At 61.1% G+C, this 17868-nt stretch carries 18 protein-coding genes; 13 read left to right on the top strand and 5 right to left on the bottom strand.

Annotated features, from left to right (window positions below):
- Positions 1-82 precede the first annotated feature (82 nt).
- Both ABTW55_RS07340 and ABTW55_RS07335 read right to left on the bottom strand, forming a co-directional pair.
- The gene (locus tag ABTW55_RS07340; RefSeq protein ID WP_033637249.1) at positions 83-829 is read right to left on the bottom strand and encodes a DUF2076 domain-containing protein; all 747 of its coding nucleotides are present in this window, start codon (positions 827-829) and stop codon (positions 83-85) included.
- Positions 830-954: 125 nt separating this feature from the next.
- Entirely contained in the window at positions 955-1740 is a 786-nt protein-coding gene (locus tag ABTW55_RS07335; protein ID WP_060420445.1) for a helix-turn-helix transcriptional regulator, read from the bottom strand.
- A 117-nt stretch (positions 1741-1857) separates the two neighbouring features.
- On the opposite strand from ABTW55_RS07335, the gene ABTW55_RS07330 reads away from it, so the two are divergent.
- Entirely contained in the window at positions 1858-2628 is a 771-nt protein-coding gene (locus tag ABTW55_RS07330; RefSeq protein WP_033647366.1) for a class I SAM-dependent methyltransferase, read from the top strand.
- A gap of 57 nt (positions 2629-2685) precedes the next feature.
- On the opposite strand, the gene aqpZ is transcribed toward ABTW55_RS07330, so the two are convergent.
- Positions 2686-3381, bottom strand: a complete 696-nt coding sequence (gene aqpZ, locus ABTW55_RS07325) for an aquaporin Z (protein WP_025301712.1) — start codon at positions 3379-3381, stop codon at positions 2686-2688.
- 426 nt (positions 3382-3807) lie between these two features.
- On the opposite strand from aqpZ, the gene ABTW55_RS07320 reads away from it, so the two are divergent.
- The 3 genes from ABTW55_RS07320 to ABTW55_RS07310 all read left to right on the top strand — a co-directional run bounded on the left by ABTW55_RS07320 (position 3808) and on the right by ABTW55_RS07310 (position 6625).
- A complete protein-coding gene (locus ABTW55_RS07320; RefSeq protein WP_060420443.1) occupies positions 3808-5169 on the top strand; it encodes an esterase-like activity of phytase family protein in 1362 nt (453 codons plus the stop codon).
- 371 nt (positions 5170-5540) lie between these two features.
- Positions 5541-5825 (top strand): YdgH/BhsA/McbA-like domain containing protein, encoded by a 285-nt coding sequence (locus ABTW55_RS07315; protein ID WP_033647361.1) that lies wholly within the window; start codon positions 5541-5543, stop codon positions 5823-5825.
- A gap of 242 nt (positions 5826-6067) precedes the next feature.
- Positions 6068-6625 (top strand): class I SAM-dependent methyltransferase, encoded by a 558-nt coding sequence (locus tag ABTW55_RS07310; protein WP_033647359.1) that lies wholly within the window; start codon positions 6068-6070, stop codon positions 6623-6625.
- Here ABTW55_RS07310 and ABTW55_RS07305 read toward each other — a convergent pair whose 3' ends face one another.
- On the bottom strand, positions 6626-7087 hold the full coding sequence (locus ABTW55_RS07305; RefSeq protein WP_060420441.1) for a GNAT family N-acetyltransferase: 462 nt from the start codon (positions 7085-7087) through the stop codon (positions 6626-6628).
- Positions 7088-7303: 216 nt separating this feature from the next.
- Between ABTW55_RS07305 and ABTW55_RS07300 the strand changes: the two genes are divergently transcribed.
- The 4 genes from ABTW55_RS07300 to aroL all read left to right on the top strand — a co-directional run bounded on the left by ABTW55_RS07300 (position 7304) and on the right by aroL (position 11741).
- Complete coding sequence (locus ABTW55_RS07300) at positions 7304-8419, top strand: ABC transporter substrate-binding protein (protein WP_060420439.1); 1116 nt, start codon at positions 7304-7306, stop codon at positions 8417-8419.
- The gene (locus ABTW55_RS07295; protein WP_049196419.1) at positions 8412-10535 is read left to right on the top strand and encodes a TonB-dependent siderophore receptor; all 2124 of its coding nucleotides are present in this window, start codon (positions 8412-8414) and stop codon (positions 10533-10535) included. Before ABTW55_RS07300 ends, ABTW55_RS07295 begins: the two co-directional genes overlap by 8 nt.
- A gap of 53 nt (positions 10536-10588) precedes the next feature.
- Positions 10589-11107, top strand: a complete 519-nt coding sequence (locus tag ABTW55_RS07290; RefSeq protein ID WP_039567014.1) for a GNAT family N-acetyltransferase — start codon at positions 10589-10591, stop codon at positions 11105-11107.
- 109 nt (positions 11108-11216) lie between these two features.
- The gene (aroL, locus tag ABTW55_RS07285) at positions 11217-11741 is read left to right on the top strand and encodes a shikimate kinase AroL (protein ID WP_060420437.1); all 525 of its coding nucleotides are present in this window, start codon (positions 11217-11219) and stop codon (positions 11739-11741) included.
- A 36-nt stretch (positions 11742-11777) separates the two neighbouring features.
- Here the strand turns inward: aroL and ABTW55_RS07280 are convergent, their stop codons facing one another.
- The gene (locus tag ABTW55_RS07280) at positions 11778-12521 is read right to left on the bottom strand and encodes an AraC family transcriptional regulator (protein WP_060420435.1); all 744 of its coding nucleotides are present in this window, start codon (positions 12519-12521) and stop codon (positions 11778-11780) included.
- Positions 12522-12617: 96 nt separating this feature from the next.
- Here ABTW55_RS07280 and ABTW55_RS07275 point away from each other — a divergent pair, with 96 nt between their 5' ends.
- The 5 genes from ABTW55_RS07275 (at position 12618) to ABTW55_RS07255 (ending at position 17807) form a co-directional block, all read left to right on the top strand.
- Positions 12618-13022, top strand: a complete 405-nt coding sequence (locus ABTW55_RS07275; protein WP_060420433.1) for a nuclear transport factor 2 family protein — start codon at positions 12618-12620, stop codon at positions 13020-13022.
- Positions 13023-13069: 47 nt separating this feature from the next.
- Positions 13070-13270 carry a YaiA family protein gene (locus ABTW55_RS07270; RefSeq protein ID WP_004940491.1) on the top strand — a complete coding sequence of 67 codons (201 nt, stop codon included), beginning with the start codon at positions 13070-13072 and terminating at the stop codon, positions 13268-13270.
- 144 nt (positions 13271-13414) lie between these two features.
- Entirely contained in the window at positions 13415-13915 is a 501-nt protein-coding gene (locus ABTW55_RS07265; protein WP_033653296.1) for an RNA polymerase sigma factor, read from the top strand.
- 76 nt (positions 13916-13991) lie between these two features.
- Complete coding sequence (locus ABTW55_RS07260) at positions 13992-14945, top strand: FecR domain-containing protein (protein WP_060420431.1); 954 nt, start codon at positions 13992-13994, stop codon at positions 14943-14945.
- 156 nt (positions 14946-15101) lie between these two features.
- Positions 15102-17807, top strand: coding sequence for a TonB-dependent receptor (locus ABTW55_RS07255; protein ID WP_060420429.1), 2706 nt, complete (start codon positions 15102-15104; stop codon positions 17805-17807).
- Positions 17808-17868 lie beyond the last annotated feature (61 nt).

Genomic DNA, 17868 nt, shown 5'->3' with positions numbered 1-17868 from the left:
CGGATAAATGAACAGCGTTCACTGTAGTCCAGATCGGCGAAACGGGAAATCCCCCTCTGCGGGTGAGAGGGGGAGAGAGGCATTACAGGAAGGAATCGTCGTCGTCGTTGTAATCGTCGTCGGCGTAGTCCTGGTCGTCCTGGTAGTTGGCGTTCTGGAAGCCGTTGTCCTGATTCAGGAAGCTGCCGCCGTCGCCGTTGTTGAAGGTATCAAGGTTGTTGGAGGCGTCGAAATTGCGCATCGCGCTGTCGTCCAGCGGCGCCGGGGTTTCTTCGATAATGTTCACGATTTCCTGCGGCTGCGAATGGCGGAACATGCCGGTCAGCATGTCGGCCAATACCACGCCGCCGGCGACGCCCGCCGCCGTTTGCAAGGCGCCTCCCAGGAAACCGCCGGCGCGTGAAGGCGCCGCCTGCTGCGGTTGGGCGTAGGCTGGCTGCTGCGGCTGCGCGTAGCCCCCCTGCTGCGCGTTGTTCCAGGCCGCCGTATTTTGCTGCTGCGCCTGATACTGTTCACGCGGGCTTGGCGTATTGCGGCTGCCGCCGCCGAACAGGCCGGCCAGGAAACCGCCGCTGCTCTGTTGGCCGTTGGCGGTTTGCTGCAGCTGCGCAACCTGGGCTTCCAGCTCTTTGACCCGCTGGTCCATCTGCTTGAGCGCCGCTTCCTGAATGATCATCGCCTGCGCCATGTAATAAGGGGCGGAAGGCTGCTCGCGAATATGCTGATTGATTTGCTGTTCTGCCTGGAGATCCCGTGGGCCCGTCTTGGTCTCGGCTTCTTTCAGGCGGCCAAACAGACCATCGATAAGGCGTTGTTCTTCGGATTGCATAGGCGTACCTCGGGAGATAAATAACGGTGCTGGATGATCGTTGTCATCGGTAACAATCACCCTAGCGCGTTTACATGAACCAATAAATAAATGACGGGTAAACCTGTCTATGAATTTGTTACCAATTACGGCAGCGGGATCAGCATCACCAGCTTCAGGCCGCCGTGCTCCGCCGGATGGAAGGTGAGCTGGCGATAGCGCAGCGTACCTTGCTGAGGGTGCTCGAACGCGCGCTCGCCGCCTTCGCGCGCCATCACGTCATGCTGTTTCCACCAGTGATTAAAGTCCGCGCTGTTGTGCGTCATGTTGCGCACGAAGGCGCGCATCTCTTCGGTGTTTTGATGGTGGCTGGTTTCGGCGCGGAATTCGGCCACCACGCGGCGAGCGCGCTCTTCCCAATCGCTGACCAGCGTTTTCGCCAGCGGGTGGAAGAACATGAAGTGCAGTAGGTTGGGGCTGTTGGCCACATCCAGCCAGCCGCTGAACAGCGCCGCTGCCTGCGGGTTCCAGGCGACGACGTTCCAGGTCACGTCCAGCAGGTAACAGGGCACCGTCATCTGGTGCACGCTTTGCAGCACCGCGTCATTGGCGGTTTCGCGGTGCGTTTCCTGATCGGGGTCGGCGACGCGCGCCAGGGTAAACAGGTAGTGGCGTTCGGCGGGGCCGAGCCGCAGCGCCTTGGCGATGCGCGCCAGCGTGAAGGGGGAAATGGACACCTCGCGCCCCTGTTCGATCCAGGTATACCAGGTGGCGCTGATGCCGCTGATTTGCGCCAGCTCTTCGCGCCGCAGGCCGCTGGTGCGGCGGCGTGAGGAACTGGGCAGGCCGAGCATTTCCGGCGTGATGCGTTCGCGGTGTGCGCGCAGAAACGCGCCGAGGGCCTTTGGCCCGGATAAGGCTTCTGATGACATAGCGTGGTACCTATTTATACCAGGATAACTGCTCATATTGTACCCGTATAGTAGCCTGATTATAGTAGCCGAAAGTCTTCAGGCACAGGCGCAAGCCGGATAATAACGGGAGCAAACATGAGCATCAGCAACAGCCATAAAAACGCGGTAGACCGGCAGTTCGGCGAGCAGGCCAACGCCTACTTAACCAGCGCGGTACACGCGCAGGGCAAGGATTTGCAGCGCCTTGCACAGTTACTGGAACCGCATGCCGGCGCGCGCCTGCTCGATCTGGGCTGCGGCGCCGGGCATGCCAGCTTCACGGCGGCGGCCAGGGTAGCGCAGGTGGTGGCCTACGATCTGTCGGCGCAGATGCTGGCGGTGGTGGAGCAGGCGGCGGCGGAAAAAGGCCTGAACAACATTCAGCTGCAGCAGGGCGTGGCGGAGTCTTTGCCGTTTGAGGACGCCGGCTTCGATCTGGTCATCAGCCGCTATTCGGCGCACCACTGGCACGACGTCGGCCAGGCGCTGCGTGAGGTCAGGCGGGTACTCAAGCCGGGCGGCAGAGCGATCTTTATGGACGTGGTCTCGCCGGGGCATCCGCTGTTGGATATCTATCTGCAAACCGTGGAAGTGCTGCGCGACACCTCACACGTGCGCAACTATGCGCCGGGCGAGTGGCTGACGTTGCTGACCGAAGCCGGGCTGGTGGTGCGCGAGGTGACGTCGGATCGGTTGATGCTGGAGTTTGGCAGTTGGGTGGCGCGTATGCGCACGCCGGCGCATTTCGTTACCGCGATCCGCGCGCTGCAGCAAAGCGTGTCGCAGGAGGTGGCGGCGCATTTCGCCATTCAGCCGGATGGCACCTTTACCAGCGATATCATGATGTTTGAAGTGACGAAGGGCTGAAAGCAACGGGGCAGCCGATGAAGGCTGCCCCGCGAAACGCTATCGGCTGCGATGCGCTTATTTTTTATCTTCCAGCAGGCAGCGGTAGATAAGGCCGCCGATAATGCCGCCGACCAGCGGCACCAGCCAGAAGACCCACAGCTGCTGCAGCGCCCAGGTGCCCTGGAAGATCGCTACGCCGGTGCTGCGCGCCGGGTTGACGGAGGTGTTGGTCACCGGGATGCTGATCAGGTGGATCAGAGTCAGCGTCAGGCCGATCGCCAGCGGGGCGAATCCTGCCGGCGCGCGTTTGTCGGTCACGCCATGAATAACGATCAGGAAGAAGGCGGTCAGCACCAGCTCAATCACGATTGCTGATTGCAGAGAGTAACCGCCCGGAGAGTGTTCGCCGTAACCGTTGGAGGCGAAACCGCCTGCGGTGGCGTCGAAACCGGCTTTGCCGCTGGCGATCAAATACAGCACCGCCGCTGCGGCGATACCGCCGATCACCTGAGCGATCACGTAAGGGATCACGTCTTTCGCCGCGAAACGGCCGCCGGCGAATAAGCCGACGGTGATCGCCGGGTTAAAGTGCCCGCCGGAAATATGGCCGACGGCATAGGCCATCGTCACCACGGTCAGACCGAAAGCGAGCGCAACGCCGAGGAAACCAATACCCAGCTGTGGGAATGCCGCTGCTAATACTGCGCTACCACAACCACCAAACACCAACCAAAATGTGCCAAAAAATTCGGCAAAAAGTCGCTTTGACATAGATTCCATCCTGCGGAATTGACTAACGGGCGTTAGCACTAAAAACTATAGAACAGCTTTTTCAGTTCATGCAGATATTCTATAGAATTTTCTTAATGCACCTTGAATAACGGCGGTATTAAATCCTCGGCATTTTATTTTGTCTATGAGAAAAACGCCGTTTTTCCCCGTGCCGGCGCGCGTTTGCCGCTTTTTTTATCTTTGCCATAAGAATTTACCCTAAGCGAAATGGCACGCTATTTTCGGGCGGTTTTTTCCAGCGGTTTTCCCCATTCAATACGCTCAGGTTAATTGCTAATTTCTATTTGCCAGCCAACCTTATTACCGATCGTGCATTTGACGAATGGCCTGTTGTCATCTAAGTGTCATGCTAAATTAATATCTTCTTCTGCCTGATAACGCTTCATTCAACCTCGGGTAAAAACCATGAAAATAAAATCGCTCTCCCTGCTGTTGGCTTCACTGTTTCCTGTATTCACCTACGCTGCCGACATTGAGGTGGCGCGTTATGTGGTCGGCTTTCCCGGCGGGGAACGCGTCGCCTATCAGGGGGCGTTCGCCAAGAATTTCCCGCAGGGGCTGCCGGTGGGGATCGGCTCAGGGCTGACGTTCAACAGCAAGCAGGGCGACGATCTGGTGCTGACGACGCTGACCGATCGCGGCCCGAATGCCGATGCCCCTGCGGTGGGCAAGCAAGAAGCCAAGATTTTCGCCAATCCGCAATTCGTGCCCCTGTTGATGGACATTCGTATTGGCGGCGGCAAGGCCGTGGCCGAGAATGCGCGGCCCTTGCATGACGAAAAAGGGCCGATCAGCGGGCTGCCGCTGCCGGGCGAGCTGATTGGTTCCACGAACGAAGTGGCGTTGAATGACGCGCTGCAACCGCTGTCCGGCGATCGCCGCGGGTTGGATACCGAAGGCATCATCGGTGACGGCAACGGCGGCTATTGGCTGTGTGACGAGTACGGCCCGTTTCTGATCCATGTCGACGGCAAAGGCAAAATTCTCGCCAAATACGGCCCAACGCCGCAGGCCGGCGAGCAGGCGGTGGCGAGCGGTTTACCGAACATCCTGAAGTGGCGCCAGCCCAACCGCGGTTTTGAGGGGCTGACCCGAATGCCGGATGGGCGCATTCTGGCGGCGGTGCAGAGTACGCTGGATGTCGAGGGCAAAAGCAAAAACAAGGCGCAGTTTATCCGGCTGGTGAGCTTCGATCCGCGCAGTGGCAAAACCGCCATGTACGGCTATCCCATCGATATCGACAGCTATAAAAAAGCCAAAGACGCCAAGATTGGCGATGTGGTGGCGTTGGACAACCAGCGCGTCCTGTTGATTGAACAGGGAAGCGATAAAGATAAGACGATGATCAACAAGATCTATCTGGTGGATCTCGCGCAGGCCAGCGATCTGAGCGCGTTTGACGACCAGGGGAAAGCGCTGGAGTTCGACGATGCGAAAGAGCTCGCCAAACGCGGCGTGAAGCTGGCGCAGAAACGGGAAGTGGCGGATCTGCGTCAGTTGGGCTGGCGCCAGGAGAAAGCCGAAGGGTTGGCGCTGATCGACGATCGCACGCTGGCGGTGATCAACGACAACGATTTCGGCTTGCAGGCCAAGCTGGTGGATGCGTCGCCAAAGAGCAAGAAAATCGGCGACTACCAGCTGGAGGAAGAAGGGCGGTTGAGCCTCGACGGCGACAAGACCGACGCCCGCATCGAATTGCGCCCGCTGGAGCAGCCGGAGTCGCTGAGCGAGCTCTGGGTGCTCACCTTGCCGCACCCCTTGAAGTGACCGATATCGGGGGCGATAGCGCCCCCTTTTGCTTCAGGCTTCCGCGTGCCGCTGCGGCGTTCTGCCGCGCGAGATGCTCTCCCACATCGCCAAAATCAGCGTAGCTCAGCGCGCCTCGGCGGGTAAAAAATCTTAAATAGCGGCGGCGCGCGTTCTTTCTTTCGTCCTGTCTTTAATTGTTCATCAAATAGGGGTAAGGTGAAGCCTGTAAAGTCATTCCTGCCTGAAAATACATACTCGTTCTCACTTCCTCCTTATTCTCCTCACAATGATTGATGTTCTTTACGTTGCGTGACGTCCGTTTTCATTGGCTAGCGGATAATTAACATCACTGACAACGAGCTAATAAACAAGAACACCTGGAGTCAATCATGAAACTTATCCCAAGCATCGCAGCCGTATTGATCGCCGCCGCTTCCTTCTCCACTTTCGCCGCGCCGCTGTCGTCGGTGAAACAGGTCAACAGCGAGCAGGCCGCCAATCTGCAAAGCGTCGGCGTAGTGTCGGTTTCCGGCATTAGCGGCTCACCGCATGACGCCATCACCGCCCTGAAAGAAAAAGCCGCGGCGGACGGCGCCAGCCATTACCGCATTATCGGTCTGGATACCCCCGGGGATTCCAGCAACTGGCGCGGCAATGCGGAAATTTATCGCTAAGCGTTGGTTTTTTTTCACCCTTTGGCCGCGGCAGTGCGGTCAATAAAATAAACGGTCGTAATAATTATCTGAATAGCCGGGGCATAGCGGCTTATTTTCAGGTCATTATTACGACCGTTTTTCTTTTTCCACCGCGGCAGAGGTTGCATTTTTTTACAACTGTGTCCGCCGCTTTCGGAATCATGTTAATGATTACTTAAGAAATTCGGCTCACATTGAGGGCTTAACCCAAGGAGGCCTCAATGTTAAATGCGACCCGGCTGCAACTGATGAATCACTTCGCTTACCTGCAGCAATTTATGGCTTCGCCGCGCACCGTCGGCACGCTGGCGCCTTCTTCTCCGTGGCTGTGCCAGGCGATGTTGAATCAGATTGAATGGACCCGGGCGTTGTCGATCGCGGAGCTGGGCGCGGCGGACGGCGTACTGACCAAACGCATTCTGGGGCGGATGCGCGCCGATGCGGCGCTGGAGGCTTTCGAGATCCAACCCCATTTCGTACATCGGCTGCGCGGAATAGACGATCGGCGGCTGCAGGTGATGGCCCATTCGGCGACCCGGATGGCCACGGATTACGACGTGGTGTTTTCCTGCCTGCCGCTGCTGTCGATCCCGGTCAGGATCAGCGTGCGCATTCTTCAGCAGGCCCGGCAACGGCTGCTGGCGCGCAACGGCACGCTGGTGCTGTTCCAATACAGTCACCTGTCGGAAAAATTGCTGTCGCGCTATTTTCACTGGAAGCGCCTGCGGGTGGTGCGCAACTTCCCGCCGGCGCTGGTGTATGTCTGTACGCCGCGTTAGCTACAGCGTTTTCTCCATCACCACCACGTCTTCGTCATGCTGCCGGCGGCGCTCAAGGGGATGCCAACCCCAGCCGGCGTACAGCGCTTCCGATTTGTCGGTGATGAGATGCAAGACCGAGTGATGGCGCTGCCGCGCCGCCTCGACGATGGCCATTTCCAGACGGTGGGCGATGCCCTTGCGGCGGTGATCGGGATGCACGAAAACGCCGGCCAGCCACGGGGTGAGATCCTGGCGCTGATGATCGTCGCTGGGCCACAGGCTGGCCATGCCCACCGGGCGATCGCCGTCGATCATCATCAACGTCAGGTGATCGTCGCTCGGCCGGCTGCATTGGGCGAAGCGCAGCTGGGTGCGCTCCAGCGATCCGCCGCGCTGTGAGCCCCACTGGCCGAAGGCCCAGGCGGCGCACACATCGGCAAACTGCGGGCACTCCGACAGCGGAATGATGCGTTGAGTCATGGTGATCTCCCGGTTTTTTGCTGTTTCTCCGTTCTATTTAACCGACTTTTCCGCCATTTTTTTAACTTTTTAAAGCCGCTCTTTCAGCGGTTTCGCGGTGTTTCGGCGCGCGCCCGGCGCCGTTTCCCGGATTTCTTTTGGCAATTGCGGCGCAGGATTGCAAGTGCTAATGAGAGTGATTATCATGCGCACACTATTCCCCGTGTCGGTTCAATCATGCGCAATTCCCTCATTTTACTGCTGCTTTCCCTGTGCTTTGGCGTGTTTTCCGCTCAGGCGAAGACGGTGACCGATATCACTGGCCGCCAGGTCGTGGTGCTGGACAACCCGCAGCGCATCGTGGTGGGGGAGAGCCGCATGCTGTATACGCTGGCGCTGCTGGAGCCGGGCAACCCGGCGCAGCGCATCGTCGGCTGGCCGGCGGATCTGGCGCGGTTCGACGCGCAAAGCTGGCAGCTCTATACGCAGAAGTTCCCGCAGATCGCCGCGATCCCCATTATCAGCGGCAATAATTTCCGCCAGGTCAACATCGAAAGCCTGCTGCAGCTGAAGCCGGATCTGGTGATCCTGGCGCGTTACGCGCGTGAAGACGGCGACAACGATCTGCTGGTTTCCGCGCTGAACAAGGCCGGCGTGGCGGTGATCTACGTCGATCTGCGCATCGATTTGCTGAACAACACCGTGCCGAGCGTGCGGCTGCTGGGCGAAGTGCTCAATCGCCGGCAGCGCGCCGAGCAGTTCATCGCGTTTTATCAGCAGCATATGGCGGTGATCCGGCAACGGCTGGCGGGCTATCAGGGACCGAAGCCCAAAGTGATGCTGCACCTGCATCTGGGGCGGCGCGACACCTGCTGCACTACCGCCGCGCACGGCAATCTCGGCGATCTGCTGACCTTCGCCGGCGGCGACAACATCGCCAACGCCAGCGTCAAAGGGGTGTATGGCGAACTGAACCCGGAAACCATTCTGAGCGCCAATCCCGACGTTTACCTCGCGACCGGCATGGCCGGCCCGCAGGGCAAGCGGCTGTCCGATCTGCGCCTCGGGCCGCAGGTCAGCCAACAGGACGCCGCCGACAGCTTCCGCCGGCTGATCGCCAAACAGCCGATGCTGGCCAGCCTGCAGGCGGTGAAAAACCATCGCGCCTGGAGCGTCTGGCACAATTTTTACCTCAGCCCGTACCACGTGGTGCTGGTCGAGATGTTCGCCAAAGCGTTTTACCCGGATCTGTTCGCCGACATTAACCCGCAGCAGACCTTCCAACAGCTGTATCAGCAGTTTTTGCCGTTACCTTTTTCAGGGACCTATTGGAGTCAGTTAGATAATGAATAACAACAAGCGCGGCTGGTGGTGCGCGTTGCCTTTGGCGGCCTGCGCAACATCGCCGACGTGGGCGGCGGAAAAAGCCGCATCGAAAGAAGAAAGCCTGGTGGTGATTGGCCGCAAAGACGCCGACGGCGTGCAGAGCTATCAGCCGTTGACCAGCGTCACCGGCACCCGCAGCGAAACCAGCCTGCTGAACGTGCCGCAGGCGATCGACGTGGTGCCGCAGCAGGTGATTACCGATCAGGCGGTCAGCAGCCTGGACGAAGCGCTGTACAACGTCAGCGGCATTACCCAGGCCAACACGCTGGGCGGCACCCAGGACGCGGTCATGAAACGCGGCTTCGGCGACAACCGCGACGGCTCCATTCTGCGCGACGGCGTGCGCTCGGTGCAGGCGCGCAACTTCACGCCGACCACCGAGCGGGTGGAGGTGCTCAAGGGGCCGGCCTCGATGCTGTACGGCATGGGCGAGCCGGGCGGGATGATCAACATGATCACCAAAAAGCCCCAGCTGCAGCAGCATACCCACGTGGAAGGCTGGGGCAGCAGCTTCAACGGCGGCGGCGGCCAGCTTGACGTTACCGGGCCGCTCGGCACGTCGGGGTTCGCCTATCGCATGATCGTCGATCACGATGAAACCGATTACTGGCGCAACTTTGGCCGCAACCGCCAGACGGTGATCGCGCCGTCGTTGATGTGGTACGGCGAGAACACCACCGTGCGCTTGGCCTATGAACATATGGAATATCTGGTGCCGTTCGATCGCGGCACCATTATCGATTCGCGCACCGGCAAACCGGTGAATACGCCGCGCGATCGCCGTTTCGACGAAGCCTATAACGCCACCCGCGGCGATCAGGACAGCGTTACCCTGCAGATCGATCAAACGCTCAACGAGCGCTGGAAAAGCTCACTGACCTACGCCTACAGCCGCAACAGCTACAGCGATAACCAGGCGCGCGCCACGGCGCTGAACCCGGAGAGCGGCGTGTTGAGCCGCCAGGCCGACGCGACCGCCAACGCCGTCAGCCACGCCAACGCGGTGCAGTTGACGCTCAATGGCGACGTGGACTGGGGCAGCATCAACCACCAGATGCTGTTCGGCTTCGATTTTGAAGATAACCGTACCTACCGCGGCGACATGATCCGCGGTAAAAAGAACAGCGATTTCAATATATATCATCCGGTATACGGCCTGATGCCGCCGTCAACCGCGGTCAGCGCCAAAGACAGCGACCAGCGGGAAAACCTCACCAGCTACGGCTGGTTTATGCAGGATTCCATCCAGCTGACCGATAAATGGCTGGTGATGGGCGGGCTGCGTTACGACGCTTTCGACGTCTATGCCGGCAAGGGGCGGCCGTTCCAGGCCAATACCGACAGCTCGGACAGCAAGCTGGTGCCGCGCGCCGGGGTGGTCTACAAGCTGACGCCTTATGTGTCGCTGTACAGCAGCTATACCGAGTCGTTCAAGCCGAACTCTTCCATCGCCACCCAAATTGGTTCGCTGCCGCCGGAGCAGGGCAAGTCGTGGGAAGTCGGCGGCAAGCTGGCGCTGCCGAACGGCGTTACCGGCACGCTGGCGCTGTTTGACATCACTAAGCGCAACGTGATGGTCAGTGAGCTGGTGGAGGGCGAAACCGTGACGCGCACCGCCGGGCGCGTGCGTTCGCAGGGCGTGGAGCTGGACGTGGCCGGCAATCTCACCGACTCGCTGAGCCTGATCGGTTCCTATGCGTATACCGACGCGCGGGTGGTGGACGATCCGGACAACAAGGGGAAAGAGATGACCAACGTGGCACGCCACACCGCCTCGTTGTTCCTGACCCAGAATCTGGGCAGCCCGGGCCTGTACAGCGGCGATGAGGTGCGCATCGGCGCCGGCGCGCGTTACGTGGGCCGCCGTCCGGGTGACGCCGCCAACAGTTTCTACTTGGATAATTACGCCGTTGCCGATGCGTTCGCCGCTTACACTATGCCGATCAACGGCTATCGGGTGAAATGGCAGCTGAACGTGAAGAACCTGTTCGATAAAACCTACTACCCGTCCAGCGGCGGCAACCTGCGCGTGGCGGTGGGGGAACCGCGTGAGGTGGTGCTGCGCGGCAGTGTCGATTTCTAAGCCACGGGCGGTGAAATTTGCTTAAATAACCGCCCCAACGTTAAGGAGAACCCATGAGCCTGCAGATTCGTTTGGCGCAGCAGCGGGATATTGTGCACTTGATGGCGGTTGAACGTTCGGCGGCGCAGCTGTTTCGCCAGCAGCCGGAATGGCGCTTTATCGCCGAAGGCGAGGTGATGGCCCCGCAGCAGCACGCCGCATTTATCGCCGAGCACCGTGAATGGCTGGCGCAAAGCGACAACGGCGAGTGCGCCGGTTTTATCGCCGTGCAGGTTCAGGGGGACGATTGGCACATCGCCGAATTGTCGGTCGCCGGCACCTGGCAGCGGCAGGGCGTCGGCCGTCGCCTGATCGGCGCGGTGGCGGAAGAGGCCAAACGGCAGGGCGCGGGCCGCCTGACGCTCACCACCTTCATTGAGGTGCCGTGGAATGCGCCTTACTACCGGCGGCTGGGATTCCGGCCGCTTGACGACGCGCGGCTCACGGCCGCTCTGCGGCGGCACCTGGATGAGGATCTGGCGCACGGCTTTGCCGCAGGCAGTCGCTGTGCCATGGAATTTACACTATCGTAAATATTGAAATACAGAGCGGGCAGGGTATGATGCTGCCACCACGCCATCGCACCCGCTCGGTATTTTGGTATGCAATGCACTCAAGTCACCGCATAAGGGACAACCCGTAATGACACAAACCCTGTTCATGATAGGCGCTCGCGGAGCCGGCAAGACGACGGTAGGCAGCGCATTGGCGCTGGCGTTGGGCTATCAGTTCGTCGATACCGATCTGTTTATGCAGCAGGCGGCGCAGATGAGCGTGGCGGAAATGGTCGAGCGCGAGGGCTGGCTGGGGTTCCGCCGCCGCGAGACCATCGCGTTGCAAACCGTGACCAAGCCGTCAACTATAGTTGCCACCGGCGGCGGGGTGATCCTGGCGGAGGAGAACCGTCAGTTTATGCGCCAGCATGGCACCGTTATCTACCTGCGCGCGCCGGCCAGCGTGTTGGCGCAGCGGTTGGAAGAGTACCCGGAAGATGCGCAGCGCCCGACGCTCACCGGCAGGCCGATCGCCGAGGAGATGCTCGAGGTGCTGGCGGCGCGCGAAGCGCTGTATCAGGACGCCGCGCATTACGTGATAGACGGCGCCGCCGATCCGCAGCGGGTGGTGGAACAAATCCTCGCGGTGTTGCCGCGTGAGACGGTGAAGTAACCCTTTCTTCTCTTCGGGCGCCGGGCGCCCGTTTTCCTATTCCGTTTGCCGAGCCGGCGCAAAGTACGCCCCGGGCGTGACGCCGAAGCGGCGACGAAAGGCGGCGATATAGGCGCTGACGTTGTCATAGCCACAGGCGTCGGCCACCTCGCCGACCGCTTTGCCGCGTGATAATCCCTCCAGTGAACGCAATACCCGCGCCTGCTGGCGCCACAGCGCGAAGCTGATGCCGGTTTCCTGCAGAAAGCGGCGGCTCAGGGTGCGCGGGCTGAGCCCGGCCCAAATGGCCCAGTCGCGCTGGCTGCGCGGGCTGGCGGGATCGTTCAGCAGCGCCCGGGCGATGTTCAGCAACCGGGCGTCCTGCGGTAGCGGCAATTGTAACGGCGCGCGGCTTGCCGCGTGCATTTCGTCCAGCAGCACCTGCAGCAGCCGCCGTTGCGGCGCACTCAGCGGGCCGGCGGGGAACTGCGCGATGCGCTCCACCAGGGCCTGCAACAGCGCAGAGGCCGTGAACAGCTGCGGCTGCGGCGGCATCTCCGGCACGCTTCCCACCGGCAGATACAGATTCCAGCCCGCCACGTCGCCGCAGGCCAGCGCCTGATGGGCGCATCCTGGCGGCAGCCAGCCCAGCGTACCGCCGGTGATCGCCCATTGCCGGCCCGGGAGTTCCATTGCCAGCATGCCGCGCGTCAAGAGATAGATCTGGCCGCCTTCGTGCCGGTGCCAGGGCGTCAGGTGCTTTTTTTCATGCTGAAGGCGTTGGCTGCGGATCTGCGTCATATTGGCCGTTTATCGTTATTGAAAGTCTTGATGTGGTTATTATGCCATCGCCTGGTCGGGATAGGATCGCCGTTCACCCTATTTCGGAGAAACCTGATGACTCAACTTACCCCACTGAACCTGGTGCTCGATACGCTGCAGCAGGTCGTCGCCAGCCCGGAGCACCGGCCAACGCAGCTCGCCGCCCGTTTCAGCGCAGACTACCGCCAGCAGGTGGATGGCAAGGTGCTGAACTTCGAGCAGTTTGAGCAACACATGGCGCTGCTGAAGCGGCAAACCCGGCGCATGACGCTGAGCGTGATCGCGGCGGCGGAGCGGGGCGAGGTGGTGCTGACCCACCATCTGGTCGAGGTGGAAAAGCGCGACGGCTCCTGCAGCCGCGTGCGGGTGCTGGCGCACTTCACCGTGCGTGAGGGCCGCATTTGCGCCTGCGATGAACTGACCGAGCTGCTGGCGGGCGCGCCCGGCGATCGCGATCTTGGCTCGCGCGTGTCGGAATGAGGGCGGCTGCTATACTTGCTACTGTGTGAATCACACGGGAGAACGGCATGCGCGAAAATGATCAACCTGCTTATCCACGGAGCGCCCGCGTCGTAGAGGTGTTTCGGGGCGACCCGAACCTGCATCTGCGCCGTTTTGAAGTGCGCACCGACGACATTGAGCCGAATACGCTGCTCAGTGAACATGAAACCGAGCAGGAAGCGCTTGACGCCAAGCATCGCTATGAGGACGAGGCGTTAGAGCTCTGACCTGCAGCCCAGCGGAAACCGGCGCCAGGCCGGTTTCCCGTTTATCCCCGCCTTAGCACATATTTCCCAGAACAATATTGATAATGATAATCATTTATGTGATTTTTATCGCCCCTATTGGGTGTTTCACTTCTGGGAAAAGAGATGTCCAATTCCGAGTTGCAGGCGCTGTTTCTGCGCCATATGCGGCCGCTGCAAGCCTATTTGAACGCCAAACTGCGCGACCCTCAGCTGGCTGCGGACTTGGCGCAGGAAAGTTTTACCCGCCTGACCGAGCAGTATCCGCAGGGTAATATTCTCGATATCGAGGCCTACCTGTACAAAACCGCCAAAAACCTGATGCTCGACCATCTGCGCCAGCAGCAGCGGCGGCAGACCGAAGCGGTCGAAGACGACGTTCTGGCGCAGTATCCCTCCGGTGAACCGGCGCTTGAACAACTGGCGATCGATAGCCAATTGCTGCAGCTGTTGCAACAGGCGCTGGCGGACATGCCGCCGCGCACGCAGCAGATTTTCCGCCTTAACCGGCTCGATGGCCTGACCCAGGCGCAGGTGGCGGCGCAGCTGGGCGTGTCGCTCAGCACGGTGGAAAAACACTTGGCCAGCGCGCTCGAGCGGCTGATGGCGCGGATGGAAGAACAATAATGGCAATTTTTTTACGGGTTTATCCGCGCTCAGACGTCTTAACCTATAACCAGAAAAAACAGAGGTCTATGCCATTATGAAACCGCTAACCGCACAGGCGCGACAGCAGGCGGCCGCCTGGGCCGTGAGCCTGGCCGAAGGGGCGCTGCCGGCCGATCGGCGGCGAGCGTTGGACGCCTGGCTGGCCGCCGATCCGCAGCATCCGGCGGCGCTGCGTCAGGCTCGCCTGCTGTGGACGACGCTGGGGCAATTGCCGCCAGAGCAGCGGCGGGCGTTACAACCACAGGTGGTGACGCTGAAAACGTCATCCCATCGCAGGTGGCCCCGCTGGGCGGTGGCGGCGGCGGTGGCGATCGCCGTTTCCTTCGGCGTTTATCGCGGGCCGGATCTATGGATTGGCCTGCAGGCGGATTATCAAACCGTTCGCGGCGAGGTGCGCGAAGTTGCGTTGCCGGACGGCAGCCGGGTGGCGCTGGACAGCGGCAGCGCGATCGCGCTGGCGTATTCCGCAGGCGAACGCAAGGTACGGCTGCTGAGCGGCGGCGCCTATTTTATCGTCGCGCCGTTGGGCGGGACGGAAAGCCGCCCGTTCAGGGTGGAGGCGGAAAACGGTGTCACCCAGGCGTTGGGCACCGAGTTCAGCGTGGCGCGCACCGAACGGGGCGTCGACGTCAGCGTACATCAGCACAGCGTGCGGGTAACGCTTGAACGCGGTGAGCGCTCGTTGGTGGTCACGCAACGCCAGGCGGCGCATTACCGCAACGGGCAGCTGCAGCTGACGCGGCAAACGGCCGGTGATGACGCCTGGCGACGCGGCTGGCTGGTGATCGACCGTCAACCGCTGACGCAGGCGCTCGCGCAGCTCAACCGCTATCGCGAGACCCGCATCGTGGCGGTCAATCCCGCGCTAAGAGCGCGCACGGTGAGCGGCGTGTTCGCGCTCAATAAACTCGACGACGGCGTCGGCGCCATTCGTCAGGAACTCTCCGCCCGCCAGCTGAATCTCCCCGGCATCACGCTGCTTTATTGAGCGGCGCAGGCGGGCCGGGATGCCCGTTTCGCCGCTATTTTCACTTTCTGTAAAAAATCTTTACGGGTTTTTGCCTCCCGGAACGTCCTTATGTTTAAACGAGATTGATTTCCATTATCACTTGGTTTGACATTCTTTCGGGTGGAACACACACGCATGCTTATTCACAAGGGAACCACGCCGGCCGGCCGATTGGCCACGGCGGTACGCGCCGCGCTGGCGGCGATGATGTTGACTCAGCCGGCTGTGGCGCTCGCTGCCCAACCTGAGGCGAACGGCGCGCAGGCTGTACAGCAAAAGCATTTCAACGTTGCGGCGCAGCCGCTGCAAAGCGCCATGTTGCGCTTCGCCGAGCAGGCCGGCATGCAGGTATTTTTTGACGAGGTGAAGCTCGACGGCATGCAGGCGGCGGCGCTGAACGGCAGCATGAGCGTTGAACAGGGCCTGCGGCGCTTGATCGGCGGCAATCCGGTGGCTTTCCGCCTGCAGCCGCAGGGGCAGATCGTATTGAGCCGGCTGCCGACGGCGAACGGCGACGGCGACGGCGGCGCGCTGGCGCTGGACAGCCTGACGGTGCTGGGCGCCGGCGGCATCAACGCTAACGATTGGGTTTACGACGAACCGCGCTCGGTCAGCGTCATCAGCCGCGAACAGATGGACAATCGCCCGGCGCGACACGCGGCCGATATTCTGGAGCAGACGACGGGGGCCTATTCCAGCGTCAGCCAGCAAGATCCGGCGCTGTCGGTCAACATCCGCGGCATACAAGACTACGGCCGGGTGAACATGAACATCGACGGCATGCGGCAGAATTTTCAAAAGAGCGGCCATGGCCAGCGTAACGGCACCATGTACATCGATTCCGAACTGCTGTCCGGCGTAACCATCGACAAGGGCACCACCGGCGGTATGGGCAGCGCCGGCACGCTCGGCGGCATCGCCACCTTCAATACCGTCAGCGCGAGCGATTTCCTGGCGCCGGGCAAAGAGCTGGGCGGCAAGCTGCACGCCAGCACCGGCGATAACGGCACCCACTTCATCGGCAGCGGCATACTGGCATTGGGCAACGAAACCGGCGATATCCTGCTGGCCGCCAGCGAACGCCACCTCGGCGACTATTGGCCCGGCAACAAGGGCGACATCGGCAACATTCGCATCAATAACGACACCGGCAATTACGATCGCTACGCCGAGAGCATCAAGAACAACAAAATCCCCGACACTAATTACCGCATGCACTCGCGGCTGGCCAAGGTGGGCTGGAACCTGCCCGCCAATCAGCGCCTGCAGCTGAGCTATCTGCAGACCCAGACCACGTCGCCGATCGCCGGCACCTTGACCAACCTGGGCACCCGGCCGCCTTATGAACTGGGCTGGAAGCGCACCGGTTACAGCGACGTGATGGCGCGCAACGCGGCGTTCGACTACAGCCTGGCACCGGAAGGCGTCGACTGGCTCGATTTTCAGGCCAAGCTGTATTACGTCGATACTCAGGACGACAGCGACACCTACAGCACCAGCTCGCTGCTGGACAACGGCTACGCGACGCGCACCCGCCTGCGCACCTATGGCGCGCAGGCGCAAAACACCTCGCGCTTCAGCCTGGCGCCGGGGCATGACTTCCGCGCCAACTACGGGCTGGAGTTCTATTACGACAAAGCGACCAGCGACTCTTCCCGTGAGGGTATGGAAGGGGTGACGCCGGCCGGCAACCGTTCGGTCGGCAGCCTGTTCGCCAACCTGACCTACGACTACGACGGCTGGCTGACGCTGGAGGGCGGGCTGCGTTACGACCGCTATCGCCTGCGCGGCCAGACCGGCCTGAGCTATCCGGATTTGGCCAAGGATGGGCAACGCTACACGATTGACAATCCTTGCAAAGCGTTGCGTCTGACCGGCTGTTCAACCACGACCCGCGAAGATTGGGACGTGGATCGCGATCAGGGCAAGCTGTCGCCGACGCTGGCGGTGGCGGTGCGCCCCGGCGTGGAGTGGCTTGAGCTGTATACCACCTACGGCAAATCCTGGCGGCCGCCGGCGATCACCGAAACGCTGACTAACGGCAGCGCACACAGTTCTTCCACGCAATACCCCAACCCGTTCCTGCAGCCCGAGCGCTCGCGCGCCTGGGAAGTCGGGTTCAACGTGCAGCAGCCGGATCTGTGGTTTGAGGGCGATCGGTTGGTGGCCAAGGTGGCCTACTTCGACACCAAAGTGGATAACTACATCAACCTGGCGATAGACCGCAATAAACCGGGGCTGGTGCAGCCGAGCATCGGCAATGCCGCTTACGTCAACAACCTGTCTAAAACCCGCTTCCGCGGGCTGGAGTACCAGCTCAACTATGACGCCGGGGTGTTCTACGCCGACCTGACCTATACCCACATGATCGGCAAAAACGAGTTCTGCTCGAACAAGGCCTGGTTGGGAGGGCGTCTGCGCTACGGCGACGGATCGCGCCGCGGCAACTTCTATGTTGAGCCGGATGCCGCTTCCAATGACTTCGTCACGTGTGACGGGGGGACGCAGTTCGGCTCCGCCGCCTACCTGCCGGGCGATCGCGGCTCGGTGACGCTGGGCGGCCGCGCCTTCGATCGCAAGCTGGACGCCGGGGTGACCGTGCGCTTTGCGCCGGGCTATCAGGACAGCTCGGTGCCATCCAACTATCCGTACCTGGCCGACTGGCCGAAGTACACCCTGTTCGATCTGTACGCCAGCTACAAGCTGACCGACAGCCTGACGTTGCGCGGCTCGGTGGAGAACCTAACCAACCGCGCCTACGTCGTCAGCTATGGGGAGACGCTGGCCAATACCCTGGGGCGCGGCCGCACCGTGCAGGGCGGGGTGGAATACCGTTTTTAAGCAGTAAAAGGGCGTTGCTCATCCTTGAGCACAAGGGCTGCCTCGCAAGGGGCGCCGTTCA

This window comes from Serratia sp. SM04, assembly GCF_040280225.1.
Classification (GTDB): Bacteria; Pseudomonadota; Gammaproteobacteria; order Enterobacterales; family Enterobacteriaceae; genus Serratia; species Serratia sarumanii.
Note: the sequence above shows the minus strand (reverse complement) of the source record. Positions and strands in the feature narration are given on the sequence as shown.